This is a genomic window from Amycolatopsis coloradensis (assembly GCF_037997115.1).
Taxonomy (GTDB): domain Bacteria; phylum Actinomycetota; class Actinomycetes; order Mycobacteriales; family Pseudonocardiaceae; genus Amycolatopsis; species Amycolatopsis coloradensis_A.
In genome coordinates this window covers 6,834,953-6,848,315 of sequence record NZ_CP150484.1, presented here as the reverse complement: position 1 = coordinate 6,848,315, position 13,363 = coordinate 6,834,953, and the positions used below count along the sequence as shown (strand labels likewise).

Here is a 13,363-nt window from a genome sequence, read left to right as displayed (position 1 = left end):
CCCGGAAGACGCCTTTCAGGACAGGCCCGTTTCCTGGAGCAGCGCGACGGTCTGCTGCAGCGACGACAGCCGCGAGAGATCGATGTCGGGGCCGTGCAGCCCGGTGAGCGGCGGCAACTGGTGCTTCGCCGACGTCACCGCCGGAACGACCGGATATTCCGCGGTGACGTCGGCGAAATGCCGTTGCGCCTCCTCGGAGAGCAGGAACCGGACGGCCTTCAGCGCGGCGTCCTTCCGGTCGGTCCCCTCGACGACACCCGCACCGGCGACGTTCACCAGACCGAGCGGGTCGCCGCCGGGGACGTAGTGCAGTTTCGCCCGCACCGCGCCCGTGCCCGCCTCGGCGACCTTGGCGTACCAGTAGTAGTGATTGATCAACCCGGCGGGCAGCTGGCCGTCGTTGACGGCGTTGAGGATCGCGACGTTGTTGTCGAACCGCTTCGGCTCGTTCGCGGCGAACCGGCGCAGCCAGTCCCGCGCGAAGTCCTCGCCCTTGAGGACCCGCACCGAGGTCACGAACGCCTGCCAGGAGCCGTTGGTCGGGGCGAACCCCAGCCTGCCCTTCCACTTCAGGTCGACGATGTCGTCGAGGCTCTTCGGCAGCTCCGCTTCGGTGACCGCGCGCGGGTCGTAGGCGACGACCCGGACCCGGGCCGAGGTGGCGACCCAGCGGCCGTCGTCGGCGCGGTAGCCGGCGGGAACGAGGCCGAGGACCTCGGCGGGGAGCGGGGAGAGCCTGCCTTGGCCGGCGACCGCGCCGAGCGCGCCCGCGTCCTGGGCGAAGAAGACGTCCGCTTGGGTGCGCTCACCCTCTTCGAGCAGCTGCGCGGCCATCTCCCCGCTGCCGCCGTAGCGCACCTCGACCGGGGTCCCGGTAGCCTGCTTCAGCCGGTCGAGAAGCCCGCCGACCAGCTCCTTGTTGCGTCCGGAGTAGATCACCAGCGCGTCGGATTCCTCCGCGCTGTCGCAGGCGACGACAGAGGTCGTCAGCAACGCCGCGACGAACAGAACCACAGCTATCCGGCCCACAGCCACGGGGCCCTCCTTCGGTCAGCCCCCACGGTTGTGCCGCGGCTAAGGTAAAGCTCACCTAAGGGGCTGGCAAGGCATCGTGGCCGTTACGTGATGCAACCTCGGTCACGTCACTCATTCGAGTGGTAACCGGGTTTCGTGTGGGTTCTTTGCCCAGCTCAGCTGCGGGGCGCCGAAAAGGGACGGGACGGAGCTGTCTGCCCGCTTCGGTCCACCGGGCCACCTGGTCACCCGCCGCGTTTACCCAGCTCGGCCAGTACGGCGTCGGTGTAGGGCGGCCAGACCTCGGCCGCCCACGGGCCGAAGGCGCGGTCGGTGAGCGCGACGCAGGCGGCACCGGCGTCGGGATCGACCCAGAGGAACGTGCCGGACTGCCCGAAGTGGCCGAAGGTCCGCGGCGAACTCGACGAGCCGGTCCAATGTGGACTCTTGTGGTCGCGGATCTCGAATCCGAGCCCCCAGTCGTTCGGCTTCTGGTGGCCGAAGCCGGGCAGGACGCCGGAAAGGCCGGGGAAGACCACGGAAGTCGCCTCGCGCACCGTTTCGGCGGCGATGAGCTTCGGTGCCTGCAGTTCGGCGGCGAAGGCCACCAGATCGTCCACAGTGGACTCGGCGCCCGAGGCGGGGGAGCCGGTCAGCTTGGTCGCCTTCATGCCCAGCGGCTGGAAGAGCGCCTCCGCCTGATAATCGGCGAAGGGGATGCCGGAATGCTCGGCGAGCGCGTCGGCGAGCTGTTCGAAGCCGGCGTTGGAGTACAGGCGCCGGTTGCCCGGCGCGGTCATCGGCTTGTGCTCGTTGAAGGCCAGGCCCGAGGTGTGCGCGAGCAGATGCCGGATCGTGGAGCCCTCTGGCCCGGCGGGGGTGTCGAGTTCGACGACGCCCTCTTCGATGGCGATCAACGCGGCGTAGGCGGTGAGCGGCTTGGTCACCGACGCGAGCCGGTACACCTTCTTCGTGTCGCCGTGCGTGCCCAGCACGTCACCGGCGGCGGTCACCACGGCCGTGGCGGCGTTGTCCACCGGCCACTGTTCGATCCCACGCACGCTTTCCATGCCCAACACCCTACGAAGCCCGGGCCGGTCGGGGCGGCCCGGGCTTCGCAGGATCCTGTCGGCGGAGCTGAAGGTGCACCTGTAGAGGTGACCGTACGCGTGAACCCGCCCTGCCGACGTCGATCGCGGTCGCGGGTTCACCACGGACACGCAGCGGTCGGGATCAGGCGTCGAGGTCGGTCGCCACCAGCTCGGCGATGGCGTCGACGGCCGCCTCGGCCCCCTCACCCTCGGCACTGATGATGACCTCGTCGCCGTAACCGGCGGCGAGCGTCATCAGGTTCAGCACGCTGCCGGCCGCGACCGGGTCACCGCCCGCCTTGGCGATGTGCACCGCGACGGGCTGCGCCGCGGCCGCCTTGGCGACCGTCGCCGCGGGCCTGGCGTGCAGGCCCACCTTGCTGGCCACGGTGACGCGTTTCTCCGGCATGTTCTTTCCCTTTCGTGCCTTCGGTTCTACAGAGCTGAAACTACTTGACGGGCTTCGCCGCGGTGGCTTCGAGATCGGCCTCGATCGCGTCGTCCTCGCGGCCGGGGGTCCGCAGGTTCCACTTCTTGATCACGAAACGGAAGATCACGTAGTAGACGACCGCGTAGGCGAGACCGATCGGGATGAGCAGCCAGACGTTGCCGCTCGCCGCCGGGAGGGAGCTGTTGAGCGCGAAGTCGATCGCACCGGCGGAGAAGCCGAAGCCGAGGTGGATGTCGAGCGCGTTCACCAGTGCCATCGACGTACCGGTCAGGATCGCGTGGATCAGGTACAGCGGCCACGCGACGAACATGAACGAGAACTCGATCGGCTCGGTGATACCGGTCAGGAACGAGGTCAGCGCGCCGGCGATCATCACACCGCCGACGATCTTCTTCTGGCTGGGCTTCGCGCTCTGCCAGATCGCCAGCGCCGCGGCGGGGATGGCGAACATGAAGATCGGGAAGAACCCGGTCATGAACGTGCCGCGGGTGGGGTCACCCTTGAAGAACTCGGTCAGGTCGCCACCGTCGAAGATGAACCAGACCGGCACGTTCAGCAGCTGGTGCAGACCGACCGGGATCAGCAGCCGGTTCAGCACACCGTAGATGCCGCCACCGACGACCGGTGCGCCCGTGACCGCCTCGCCCGCGGCCTGGATGCCTTCGTTGACCCAGTGGAAGACCAGGCCGAAGGGCACCGCGAGGAGCATCAGCGTCAGGGCGGTGATGATCGGCACGAACCGGCGCCCGCCGAAGAAGGCCAGGTACGGCGGCAGTTTGATGCGGTAGAACTTCTGCCACAGCAAGGCGGTGACCAGACCGACGATCACACCGGCCAGCACACTGTAGGACCACTTCATCGGGTTGAGCATCAGGCCGGCGGGCTTCTCGGGGTTCCAGCCCGGCAGCTCGGAGAACGGCGTGAAGACCTGGAGGACGCTGGTGAACACGAAGAAGCCGACCACGGCGGCCAGCGCGGTCGCGCCGTCGCTCTTCCGGGCGAAGCCGACGGCGATACCCACCGCGAACAGGAGCGGCAGCCAGTTGAACAGCGAGTTGCCTGCCGCGCCGAGGACTTCGGCGACCTTGTCCCAGCCGAGGCCGTCCTTGCCGAGCAGGTCGGGTTGACCGAACCTGTTCAGGAGCGCGGCGGCGGGCAGGGCGGCGATGGGGAGCATGAGGCTGCGGCCGAAGCGCTGAAGCCCGGCCAGTCCCTTGCCTTTGCCCTTCGCCCCCTCCGCGGTGGTGGAGCTCATCGGGTACCTCCGTAGTGAGGATGATGACCGGAATCCGGGGTGTTCCGGTCCAGCTGCATGGTGACCTGGTAGTGATCGCCCCGGTACCAGGAAGTCATGTCTTCGATCGGTTCCCCGTTGACGCTGGAGACCCGGCGGAAGACAAGAAGCGGACTGCCGGCGCGCATGCCGAGCAGGCGTGCCGTTTCGCGGTCCGCGGATTCGGCCCAGACCGTCTGCCACGCGTGGTCCGGGCGCAGGTCGTACGACTGGGCGAGTTGGACGTACAACGATCGGGTGAGATCGAGGTCGAGCAGACCGGGCATCCGGCCCGCGTGATACCAGCCGCGTTCGACCGCCAGCGGCACCCCGTCGGCGCGGCGGAGCCGGACGATGCGGTGTGCCGGAGTTCCGGCGGCCAGACCGAGCGCGTGCGCCGAGGGGGCGGGCGGGACCTCGGTGGCGGTCTTGACGACCTCCGTGGTCGGGGTCATCCCGCGACGGCGCATGTCCTCGGTGAAGGACATCAGGTAGAGCTGCAGTTCCATCCGCCTCGCGGCGGTGAACGTCCCCTTGCCGCGCACCCGCGACAAGAGCCCTTCTTCGACCAGCTTGCCGATCGCCGAGCGGACCGTGAGTCTCGACACCTGGTAGGTCTCGGCGAGGTCACGTTCCGAGGGGATAGGTGAGCCGGGGGGTAGCTCACGCTCCACCGTGCGGCGCAGAATCTCCCGCAGCTGGGCGTGCTTGGGCGTCGGTCCGTTGATCACACGGTCGGACGGCGGCAGCTGCGCCGAAGCGCTCATGACGGTCACCGTCCTTTCGGGCCGGTCGGTTGGGGAACCCGTACTCGCATCTGGTCCGGAAGATTGGTACGTTCCGGTCTAGACCAATGATCCGATGGGGCAGGATGCTCCGTCGCACGAGCGGGTGTCAACCACCGTTACGCGTTCGTGGCCAGGGATCACGTGCGAGTCGGCGAACGGCGTAGTACAGCTGGTTCGCATGTGGGAAACCGACAGGGAACAGGGAGACCGCGATGGCGGATGACAGGGCGGAAAAGATCCTCGCGGGGCTCGGCGGTGCCGAGAACGTCATCGAGGTCGAGGGGTGCATCACCCGGCTCCGCTGTGAGCTCGAAGACATGAGCCTGCTCGACGAGGCGGCGCTGAAGGCCGCCGGTGCGATGGGCGTCGTGCGCATGGGGGCCGGTGTCCAGGTCATCGTGGGCCCCGAGGCCGACAACATCGCCAGCGACATCGAGGATCTGCTGTGAGTCTCGAGATCCTCAGCCCGGTGAGCGGTAAGGCGACCGCTATGACCGAAGTGCCCGATCCGGTCTTCGCGCAGGCGATGGTCGGCCCCGGCATCGCGGTCCTGCCCTCGGGCGGACGCCAGGACGCGGTCGCCCCGGTGGACGGGACGGTCGTGACCCTGCACCCGCACGCGTTCGTGGTGGCCACCGAAGACGGCCGCGGCGTGCTGGTCCACCTGGGGATCGACACCGTGAAGCAGAAGGGTGAGGGGTTCACCCTCCACGTCGTCAAGGGTGAGGCCGTCCGCGCCGGGCAGCCGGTGGTCGGCTGGGACCCCGACGCGGTCAAGGCCGCCGGCTACTCGCCGATCGTGCCCGTGGTGGCGCTGGACGCGAAGGCGGAAGTCCTTTCCGGGCTGCCCACCGGTGGCGACGTCGAGGCAGGCGACCCGATTTTCACCTGGGACAGCTGAAAGCTTGCCGAAAGGGTCCCTTTAGGACGGAATTCCCGTCCTAAAGGGACCCTTTCCGCGTTTTCTCAGGCCGTGACGACCTGGCCGTTCGTGACCTTGACCGCGATCGAGGGCAGCGGCTGGTCCGCCGGTCCCTTTTTGACCGCGCCGGTCGCGGCGTCGAAGATCGAGTTGTGGCAGGGACATTTCAGCTCCGCGCCCTCGGGCACGACCGCGCACCCCTGGTGCGTGCAGATCGCGCTGAACGCGGCCGCCGTGCCTTCGGCGGTCCTGGTGACGATGACGTCCTTGCCGTCGGCGGTCTTGGCGGCCTTCGCCTTGCCGACCTCGATGTCGGAGAGCGCGGTCAGGGTCTCACCCGGCGCGGCGGCGGGCGGTGCGGCGGTCGAACCGGACGGCGGGTTGCTGTCGCTTCCGCAGGCCGTGAGGGCCACGGCACCGACGGCCGCGCCGGCGACGGCGGCCCCGGTGGTCAGGACGGTGCGGCGGGAGTGGAGTTCGGCAGTCATGCCCCTACACACGGTCCAGACGGCCATCCGGTTCAATTTCGGCGGCCATCGGGTGCGAGATTGAACCGCGAGGCCCGTTTTTCCGTGTTCAAAGGCATAGAGGAACCGAACACGCGGAAAGAGATACGGACATGATCCGGTGGTTGTTGCGGGCGGTGGTGGCGGCGGGTCTCCTCGGCTCGGCGTGGGTGCATTATGTCGTATGGCAGGACTGGGCCTCGGAAACGGATGTGGTCGGTCCGCTCTTTCTGGTGAACGTGGTGGCGGGCGTGGTCATCGCGGTCGCCGTCCTGGTCTGGCACCACTGGCTTCCCGCGCTCGCGGCGATCGGTTTCGGCTTGGCGACACTGGGCGCGTACGTGCTCTCGCTGACCACAGGGTTCTTCGGTGTCTCGGAGCGCTTCACCACCCAGGCCGAGCTGTGGGGCCTGATCACCGAAGTGGCTTGCGTGGTCTTCGCGCTCCCGCTGCTCCTGAACCGGGAAAGCACGGATCGGTGAAGGAATTCGCGGAGGACCGGCTGATGCGGGCTTTGCACGATGAGCACGCGGCGGCACTCTGGTCCTACGCGCTGCGCCTCACCAGCGGCGACCGGGTCCGCGCGGAGGACGTCGTCCAGGAGACGCTGCTGCGGGCCTGGCGCAACGCCAAGGTGCTGGACCAGTCCGAAGGGTCGGCGCGGGGCTGGCTGTTCACCGTCGCGAGACGGATCGCCATCGACGACTGGCGCGCTTCCGAGGCCCATCCCGAGGTGGTGACCGGCCAACCACCCGAAACGGCGGTCACCGACGGCACCGAACGGGCCGTCCAGGGCTGGCTGGTCGCCGAAGCCCTCGGCGAACTGTCGCCGAGACATCGGGACGTCCTCGTCCTGTGCTATTTCCAGGGTTACTCCGTCGCCGACGCCGCGAAACGGCTGGGTGTGGCCGAAGGGACGATCAAGTCGCGGACGCACTACGCGTTGCGGGCGCTGCGGCTGATATTGGAGGAAAGAGGGGTGACTCAATGACCGACCCCTTCGCCACCTACGACGCGGCCTACGTGCTCGGGGCGTTGTCCCCGGAAGACCGGTCCGCCTACGAGAAACACCTTCGCGTCTGCGACCGGTGCGCGGAATCCGTGCGCGACCTGGCCGGGATCCCCGGACTGCTCGCCCAGGCCGGTGCCCCGGCGCTGCTGGAGGACGAACCGGCGCCCTCGCCGGACCTGCTGCCGACCGTGCTCAAACGGGTCCGCCGGGGAAGGCGGATCCAACGGGCCATCACCACGACCGCGGCCGGGGCGGCCGTGACCGCCGGTGTCGCGCTCGTGGTCGTCCTGACCGGGCCAGTCGTGGCAGGCGACCCGATGACCCCGCTCGGCGACTACCCGGTGACCGCCGAAGTCGCCATGTCCGCCACGGAGACCGGCACGAAGGTCGACATGACCTGCAGCTACGGCGGCAACCGCAGCGGGGACTACATCCTGGTCGCCGTCGGCGCCGACGGCGGCACCAGCGAGCTGGCGTCCTGGCGCGCGATGCCCAAGGACACGGCGCATATCGTGGTCGGCACCGCGATGCGCACCGGGGACATCAAGGCGCTGGAGATCCGCACGCCCTCGGGTCTCCCGCTGCTGCGGATGACCCCCTGATCCCGGTGTCATGACAGGCCTTCGGTGCCGGTCGCGGTCCGGATTGGGTCCAGTGGGTCGTGAGTGGCGTTTCGGGCACTGTCGGCCTTCACGCGCTGACGCTGCGGCTGGTGGGGCTGCTGTGGCGATCTTCACGGAACGCGGGCCCCGTACCACGCTTCGGCCGCACCCAAGTACACGAAGGGGGCCTTCACGTACCTAGGCGAACGGCCGCTCCGCGCGCTGCCGTCAGCCGGGGTTGAAGGACGCTTTCCCCGCATGTCATGCAGTGAAAGCTCCCTTCACCACATGCGACGCGGTGAAGGGCCCCTTCAGCCCACGCCCGCCGCGACGCGCCCACGTCCCTGAACGGTCCGTTCACGACTTCAGCACCCGCGCCCGACCTGCCGAAAGTGCGTCAAAGTTCCTGTCACGAAAGGAAATCCTTGCCTCACCGAGCGCGACGGGCGCACTCTTGATCTTGTGTTCACGCCGATCGCCATCGCGGTGGCGGGCGCCGGATCGGCGCTCGCCACGCGCTCCTGCCTGCGCCGGGCGGGAGCGCCGGTCACGGCGTGGGCGGCCGCCATCGCCGCGGCGGCGCTCGTCGTGGTCTGGCTGCGGCACGACGCCGGTGCCTGGCCGTCGTGGTGGCTCGCCGTCCCGGCCGTGCTGACCGTCTTCGCCGTCCCACTGGCGCTCGCCGACCTGAAGTACCGCCGCCTGCCCGACGTCTTGACCCTGCCCGCGTACCCGGCGCTGGCCGCCGCCCTCGCGATCGCCGCGCACGGGGGAGGGGCCGCCATCGCGTGGCGGGCCGTGCTCGGCGCGCTGGTCTTCGGCGGGGCGCACGCGCTCGTCCACGCGTTGTCGCCGCGCTCGCTCGGCGCCGGAGACGTGAAGCTCGCGGGCAGCCTGGGCGCGGTCCTGGCCGCGACGGGCTGGCCGTCGATCGTGCTCGGCGCCGTCGCCGCCGCGTTACTGAGCGTGGCGCTCGCGGTGGGCGGCCCCCGGCATCCCACGGTGCCGCACGGGCCCGGTCTCCTGGTCGCGGCGTGGGCGCTCGCCGTCTTCGCCGGACCCGGTCCGGGATAGCCCGGCCTGTACCGGGACAGAGAGGAGGTTGTGACAGGATCTGTCAGGTGTTGCGCTGGATAACCGCAGGGGAATCGCACGGACCCGCCCTCGCCGCCATCCTGGAAGGGATGCCCGCCGGGGTCGAGGTCACCACCGCCGAAGTGGGCGAGCAGCTCGCGCGCCGGAGGCTCGGCTTCGGCCGCAGCCCCCGGATGGGCTTCGAGACCGACCACATCGAGTTCACCGGCGGCGTCCGGCACGGGCTCACCCAGGGCGGCCCCGTCGCGGTCCAGATCGAGAACGCCGAGTGGCCCAAATGGGAGAAGGTCATGTCGGCCGATCCCGTGCCCGCCGAGGAGCTGGAAGGCCTCGCGCGCAACGAGCCGCTGACCCGTCCCCGGCCCGGCCACGCGGATCTGCCGGGGATGCAGAAGTACGGCTTCCCCGAGGCCCGTCCGGTGCTGGAGCGCGCGAGCGCCCGTGAGACGGCGTCCCGCACGGCGCTCGGCACGGTGGCCCGTGCGTACCTCAAGCAGCTGCTCGGGGTCGAGATCCTCAGCCACGTCGTGTCCATCGGCGGGGCGTCGGCGCCCGAGGGCCCGTTGCCGGTGCCGTCGGATCTGCCCGCCATCGACGAGAGCCCGGTCCGTGCCTTCGGCCAGGAGGGGACCGACGCGATGGTCGCCGAGGTCGACGCCGTGCGGAAGGCGGGTGACACCGTCGGCGGCGTGATCGAGGTGATCGCCTACGGCCTGCCGCCGGGCCTCGGCTCGCACGTCCACTGGGACCGCAGGCTCGACGCCCGCCTCGCCGGCGCGCTCATGGGCGTCCAGGCGATGAAGGGCGTGGAGGTCGGCGACGGCTTCACCACGGCCAAGCGGTGGGGCAGCCAGGCCCACGACGAGATCGACCGCGGCACCGGCCCGGTCGGGGTGACCCGCCGGTCCAACCGCGCGGGCGGCCTCGAAGGCGGCATCACCAACGGCGAGCCGCTGCGCGTGCGCGTCGCCATGAAGCCGATTTCGACCGTCCCCAAAGCACTGTCCACTGTGGATGTCACCACCGGCGAACCCGCGGTGGCCATCCACCAGCGTTCCGACGTCTGCGCGGTGCCCCGGGCCGGGGTCGTGCTGGAGTCGGTGGTCGCGCTGGTGCTCGCGGACGCCGCGCTGGAGAAGTTCGGCGGCGACTCGCTGGCCGAGGGCAAGCGCAACGCCGAGGCCTACCTGAAGGCGCTCGAGGAGCGCTGGTGACTCCTCGCGCGGTGATCATCGGGCCGCCGGGCTCGGGCAAGAGCACGGTCGGCCCGGCGCTCGCCGCCCGGCTCGGTCTCGCCTTCCGCGACAGCGACGACGACATCGTCGCGAGCGTGGGCAAGCCCATCACCGACATCTTCGCCGAGGAGGGTGAGCCCGCCTTCCGCGCGCTGGAGGAGGAGATGGTCGCGAAGGCACTGGCCGAGCACGAAGGCGTCCTCTCGCTGGGCGGGGGAGCGCCGATCACGCCGGGCACCCGCGAACGCCTCGCCGGGCACACCGTGGTCTTCCTCAACGTCGGGATGGCCGCGGGCGTCCAGCGCGCCGGGCTCTCGACCGCCCGCCCGCTGCTGGCCGGGGTGAACCCCCGCGCCACCTACAAGGCGCTCCTCGACGCGCGCCTGCCGGTGTACCGCGAGGTCGCCACGTTCGAGATCGAGACCGACCACCTGACCGCCGACGAGGTCGTCGAGGCCGCCCTCATCGGGCTGAACGAGATCAGCAAGGACCGAGCATGAAACGCACGACCGCAGGCGTCCTGCTCGCCGTCGTGGCCCTGACCCTGACCGCGTGTGGTGAGGAAAGGCAACCTCCCGGCGCGGACGTGATCCAGACGAGTGCGGCCACCAGCGCCGCGCCGGAGGCGGATGTCGCGGCCGACGTCAAGGTCACCCAATGCGACAGCGGCGGCTACACCCCGAAGATCACCATCGAGGTCACCAACAGCACCGCCGAAGACGCGCGGTACGCCGTCACCATCGCGATCAAGGACGCCGACGGCAAGGCCTCCGGGGAGGCGTTGTTCGCGAAGAACCGGATGACGCCCGGCCAGACGGTGACCGAAGAGATCCCGGGGGACACCCCGGTCAAGGGCAAGATCACCTGCGAGGTCGCGAGGGCCAAGCGGCTTCCGCCGAAGTGAGGGGAACGATGACCGAGCCGGTCCGCATCACCGTCAACACCGCCAAGCCCTACGACGTCGTCATCGGCCGAGGCCTGCTGGGCGAGCTCACCGAGCAGCTCGCCGACGCCTCCAAGGTCGCGCTGATCCACCCGCCGACGCTGACGACCACCGCCGAGGCCATCCGCGACGAACTGGCCGAGGCCGGGATCGACGCGCACCGGGTCGAGATCCCCGACGCCGAGGACGGCAAGGCGCTCACCGTCGCCAGCTTCTGCTGGGAGGTCCTCGGCCGCATCGGCCTCGACCGCCAGGGCGTGGTCGTCGGGCTCGGTGGCGGCGCCGTGACCGACCTCGCCGGGTTCGTCGCCGCCACCTGGATGCGCGGCGTCCGCCTGGTCAACGTGCCCACCACGCTGCTGGGCATGGTCGACGCCTCCCTCGGCGGGAAGACGGGCATCAACACCGAGGCGGGCAAGAACCTGGTCGGCGTCTTCCACGAGCCGAGCGCGGTCCTCGTCGACCTCGCGACGCTGGAAACGTTGCCCCCCAACGAACTCGTCGCCGGAATGGCCGAGGTGGTCAAGGCCGGGTTCATCGCCGACCCGCGGATCGTCGAACTCGTCGAGCAGGATCCCGCCGCGGCGCTGGACACCACCGGCGAGGTCCTCGGCGAGCTGGTCCGCCGCTCGATCCAGGTCAAGGCCGACGTCGTCGCCGCAGATCTGCGCGAGTCGGATCTGCGCGAGATCCTCAACTACGGCCACACGCTCGCCCACGCCATCGAGCGCCGCGAGCGGTACCGGTGGCGCCACGGCGCGGCGGTCAGCGTCGGCCTGGTGTTCGCCGCCGAGCTCGCGCGCCTGGCCGGCCGTCTCGACGACGCCACCGCCGAGCGGCACTCGAAGGTGCTCAAGCTGCTGGGCCTGCCGACCACCTACGACCCGGACGCGCTCCCGCAACTGCTGGAGACGATGAAGGGCGACAAGAAGACCCGGTCTGGCGTGCTGCGCTTCGTCGTTCTCGACGGGCTGGCCAAACCCGGCAGGCTGGAAGGCCCGGACCCGTCGCTGCTCGCCGCCGCGTACTCGGTGGTGGCCGGTGAAGCCCCCAAGCCCGGCGGGAGCGTGCTGCTGTGAAGGTGCTCGTCCTCAACGGTCCCAACCTCGGCAGGCTCGGCCTGCGCGAACCCGGGATCTACGGTTCGGCCACGCACGCGGATCTGGCCTCCACCTGCGTCGAAACCGGCAAGGAACTGGGGATCGACGTCGAGGTCCGGCAGACCGACCACGAGGGCGAGATGGTCGGCTGGCTGCACGAGGCCGCCGACGCGGGGTGGCCGGTGGTGCTCAACGCCGCCGCGTGGACGCACTACTCGATCGCGGTCCGCGACGCCGCCGCCCAGCTCACGGCGCCACTGATCGAGTTGCACATCTCCAACGTGCACAAGCGTGAGCAGTTCCGGCACCACAGCGTGCTGTCGGACATCGCCACCGCCGTGATCGCCGGGCTCGGGGTCGACGGGTACCCGCTGGCCCTGCGCTGGATGGCCGCGAACGCGGCATGAACAACCCTCCCGCGCTCGAAACCGCGAGGCTGCGGTTACGCGCGCTCACGGAGACGGACACCGACGCGATCATCAAGCTCTTCGCCGACCCGGCGATGACCTCGCATTTCGCGGTGCCGCTCACCGAGCAGGACCGCGTCCGCGAAATGGTCGGTCACAGGTTGTCCTACGACGGCCCGGCGGGGATGGGGCACTGGGTGATCGAACGCGACGGCGAGGTGATCGGTCTCGCGCATCTCCGGCCGTCGCAGGAACTGCCCGGCGACGTGCCGGAGATCGGCTACTACCTGGCCCGTGCGCACGGCGGGCAGGGCCTGGCGACCGAGGCCGCGAAGGCACTGCTGGAGCATGGACTCGTCGGGCTCGGCCTGTCGTCGGTGTGGGCGCTGATCGGCGAGTCCAATGTGGCCAGTCAGAACCTGGTGCGGCGCTTGGGTTTCCTCGACGTCGGGGGCGGCGACCACTACGGCAGCGGGCCGCATCGGGTCTTCGTCGCGCTGCCTTCGGATCACGGCCGCGCGCACCACATCGAGCTGTGGGTGCCCGATCTCGGTCGCGCGGAGGAGAGCTGGGGCTGGCTGCTCGGCGAACTCGGCTGGCGCGAGTTCCAGCGCTGGCCCGCCGGGGTCAGCTGGAAACACGGCGCGACCTATCTCGTCGTCGAGCGTTCTCCCGCGCTCAGCGGCGAAAAGCACGAGCGCACCGCCCCGGGCCTGAACCATCTCGCCCTGCACGTCGAGTCCCGCGAACGGGTGAACGAACTGGCCGCGAAGGCCCTCGAACACGGCTGGTCGCCGATGTTCGCGGACAAGTATCCGTATGCGGGCGGTGATCACCACTACGCCGCCTACCTCGAAAACGCCGATGGCTTCGAAGTGGAATTGGTCGCTCTCCCGGGTACTGACGTCACTCGACAGGGCTAAG

At 69.9% G+C, this 13,363-nt stretch carries 18 protein-coding genes; 12 read left to right on the top strand and 6 right to left on the bottom strand.

The window, feature by feature from the left end:
- Nucleotides 1–15 precede the first annotated feature (15 nt).
- The 5 genes from LCL61_RS31770 to LCL61_RS31750 all read right to left on the bottom strand — a co-directional run bounded on the left by LCL61_RS31770 (nucleotide 16) and on the right by LCL61_RS31750 (nucleotide 4,596).
- Entirely contained in the window at nucleotides 16–1,035 is a 1,020-nt protein-coding gene (locus tag LCL61_RS31770) for an iron ABC transporter substrate-binding protein (RefSeq protein WP_340683157.1), read from the bottom strand.
- 224 nt (nucleotides 1,036–1,259) lie between these two features.
- Nucleotides 1,260–2,084 carry a serine hydrolase domain-containing protein gene (locus LCL61_RS31765; RefSeq protein ID WP_340683156.1) on the bottom strand — a complete coding sequence of 275 codons (825 nt, stop codon included), beginning with the start codon at nucleotides 2,082–2,084 and terminating at the stop codon, nucleotides 1,260–1,262.
- A 163-nt stretch (nucleotides 2,085–2,247) separates the two neighbouring features.
- On the bottom strand, nucleotides 2,248–2,514 hold the full coding sequence (locus LCL61_RS31760; RefSeq protein ID WP_007031200.1) for an HPr family phosphocarrier protein: 267 nt from the start codon (nucleotides 2,512–2,514) through the stop codon (nucleotides 2,248–2,250).
- A 40-nt stretch (nucleotides 2,515–2,554) separates the two neighbouring features.
- Nucleotides 2,555–3,811, bottom strand: a complete 1,257-nt coding sequence (locus tag LCL61_RS31755; RefSeq protein ID WP_340683155.1) for a PTS transporter subunit EIIC — start codon at nucleotides 3,809–3,811, stop codon at nucleotides 2,555–2,557.
- Entirely contained in the window at nucleotides 3,808–4,596 is a 789-nt protein-coding gene (locus LCL61_RS31750) for a GntR family transcriptional regulator (RefSeq protein WP_192745282.1), read from the bottom strand. The genes LCL61_RS31755 and LCL61_RS31750 overlap by 4 nt, the downstream gene beginning before the upstream one ends.
- Nucleotides 4,597–4,829: 233 nt before the next feature.
- Between LCL61_RS31750 and LCL61_RS31745 the strand changes: the two genes are divergently transcribed.
- Entirely contained in the window at nucleotides 4,830–5,066 is a 237-nt protein-coding gene (locus tag LCL61_RS31745) for a glucose PTS transporter subunit EIIB (protein ID WP_034318305.1), read from the top strand.
- Nucleotides 5,063–5,518, top strand: coding sequence for a PTS glucose transporter subunit IIA (locus tag LCL61_RS31740; protein ID WP_340683154.1), 456 nt, complete (start codon nucleotides 5,063–5,065; stop codon nucleotides 5,516–5,518). Before LCL61_RS31745 ends, LCL61_RS31740 begins: the two co-directional genes overlap by 4 nt.
- A 65-nt stretch (nucleotides 5,519–5,583) precedes the next feature.
- Here the strand turns inward: LCL61_RS31740 and LCL61_RS31735 are convergent, their stop codons facing one another.
- A complete protein-coding gene (locus tag LCL61_RS31735) occupies nucleotides 5,584–6,027 on the bottom strand; it encodes a Rieske (2Fe-2S) protein (RefSeq protein ID WP_340683153.1) in 444 nt (147 codons plus the stop codon).
- A gap of 131 nt (nucleotides 6,028–6,158) precedes the next feature.
- On the opposite strand from LCL61_RS31735, the gene LCL61_RS31730 reads away from it, so the two are divergent.
- From LCL61_RS31730 to LCL61_RS31685, 10 genes are all read left to right on the top strand, one after another.
- Nucleotides 6,159–6,527, top strand: a complete 369-nt coding sequence (locus tag LCL61_RS31730; protein ID WP_125675063.1) for a hypothetical protein — start codon at nucleotides 6,159–6,161, stop codon at nucleotides 6,525–6,527.
- Nucleotides 6,524–7,036, top strand: coding sequence for a sigma-70 family RNA polymerase sigma factor (locus LCL61_RS31725; protein ID WP_340683152.1), 513 nt, complete (start codon nucleotides 6,524–6,526; stop codon nucleotides 7,034–7,036). The genes LCL61_RS31730 and LCL61_RS31725 overlap by 4 nt, the downstream gene beginning before the upstream one ends.
- A complete protein-coding gene (locus LCL61_RS31720) occupies nucleotides 7,033–7,659 on the top strand; it encodes a zf-HC2 domain-containing protein (RefSeq protein ID WP_340683151.1) in 627 nt (208 codons plus the stop codon). The genes LCL61_RS31725 and LCL61_RS31720 overlap by 4 nt, the downstream gene beginning before the upstream one ends.
- Before the next feature lie 462 nt (nucleotides 7,660–8,121).
- Nucleotides 8,122–8,733, top strand: a complete 612-nt coding sequence (locus LCL61_RS31715; protein WP_340683150.1) for an A24 family peptidase — start codon at nucleotides 8,122–8,124, stop codon at nucleotides 8,731–8,733.
- Between the two features lie 47 nt (nucleotides 8,734–8,780).
- Nucleotides 8,781–9,968 carry a chorismate synthase gene (aroC, locus tag LCL61_RS31710; protein WP_125675055.1) on the top strand — a complete coding sequence of 396 codons (1,188 nt, stop codon included), beginning with the start codon at nucleotides 8,781–8,783 and terminating at the stop codon, nucleotides 9,966–9,968.
- Nucleotides 9,965–10,489, top strand: coding sequence for a shikimate kinase (locus tag LCL61_RS31705; RefSeq protein WP_340683149.1), 525 nt, complete (start codon nucleotides 9,965–9,967; stop codon nucleotides 10,487–10,489). Before aroC ends, LCL61_RS31705 begins: the two co-directional genes overlap by 4 nt.
- Complete coding sequence (locus tag LCL61_RS31700; RefSeq protein WP_340683148.1) at nucleotides 10,486–10,893, top strand: hypothetical protein; 408 nt, start codon at nucleotides 10,486–10,488, stop codon at nucleotides 10,891–10,893. The genes LCL61_RS31705 and LCL61_RS31700 overlap by 4 nt, the downstream gene beginning before the upstream one ends.
- A gap of 8 nt (nucleotides 10,894–10,901) precedes the next feature.
- Nucleotides 10,902–12,011 (top strand): 3-dehydroquinate synthase, encoded by a 1,110-nt coding sequence (gene aroB, locus LCL61_RS31695; protein ID WP_034311646.1) that lies wholly within the window; start codon nucleotides 10,902–10,904, stop codon nucleotides 12,009–12,011.
- On the top strand, nucleotides 12,008–12,439 hold the full coding sequence (gene aroQ, locus LCL61_RS31690; protein ID WP_340683147.1) for a type II 3-dehydroquinate dehydratase: 432 nt from the start codon (nucleotides 12,008–12,010) through the stop codon (nucleotides 12,437–12,439). The genes aroB and aroQ overlap by 4 nt, the downstream gene beginning before the upstream one ends.
- Complete coding sequence (locus LCL61_RS31685) at nucleotides 12,436–13,362, top strand: GNAT family N-acetyltransferase (protein WP_340683146.1); 927 nt, start codon at nucleotides 12,436–12,438, stop codon at nucleotides 13,360–13,362. Before aroQ ends, LCL61_RS31685 begins: the two co-directional genes overlap by 4 nt.
- Nucleotide 13,363: the final 1 nt, after the last annotated feature.

Excerpts from the sequence above, each read along its gene's own strand:
- LCL61_RS31730 (WP_125675063.1), top strand. The coding sequence starts at position 6,159 with ATGATCCGGTGGTTGTTGCGGGCGGTGGTGGCGGCGGGTCTCCTCGGC.
- LCL61_RS31765 (WP_340683156.1), bottom strand. The coding sequence starts at position 2,084 with ATGGAAAGCGTGCGTGGGATCGAACAGTGGCCGGTGGACAACGCCGCC.
- LCL61_RS31735 (WP_340683153.1), bottom strand. The coding sequence starts at position 6,027 with ATGACTGCCGAACTCCACTCCCGCCGCACCGTCCTGACCACCGGGGCC.
- LCL61_RS31760 (WP_007031200.1), bottom strand. The coding sequence starts at position 2,514 with ATGCCGGAGAAACGCGTCACCGTGGCCAGCAAGGTGGGCCTGCACGCC.
- LCL61_RS31750 (WP_192745282.1), bottom strand. The coding sequence starts at position 4,596 with ATGAGCGCTTCGGCGCAGCTGCCGCCGTCCGACCGTGTGATCAACGGA.
- LCL61_RS31700 (WP_340683148.1), top strand. The coding sequence starts at position 10,486 with ATGAAACGCACGACCGCAGGCGTCCTGCTCGCCGTCGTGGCCCTGACC.
- aroB (WP_034311646.1), top strand. The coding sequence starts at position 10,902 with ATGACCGAGCCGGTCCGCATCACCGTCAACACCGCCAAGCCCTACGAC.
- LCL61_RS31745 (WP_034318305.1), top strand. The coding sequence starts at position 4,830 with ATGGCGGATGACAGGGCGGAAAAGATCCTCGCGGGGCTCGGCGGTGCC.
- LCL61_RS31755 (WP_340683155.1), bottom strand. The coding sequence starts at position 3,811 with ATGAGCTCCACCACCGCGGAGGGGGCGAAGGGCAAAGGCAAGGGACTG.
- LCL61_RS31685 (WP_340683146.1), top strand. The coding sequence starts at position 12,436 with ATGAACAACCCTCCCGCGCTCGAAACCGCGAGGCTGCGGTTACGCGCG.
- LCL61_RS31720 (WP_340683151.1), top strand. The coding sequence starts at position 7,033 with ATGACCGACCCCTTCGCCACCTACGACGCGGCCTACGTGCTCGGGGCG.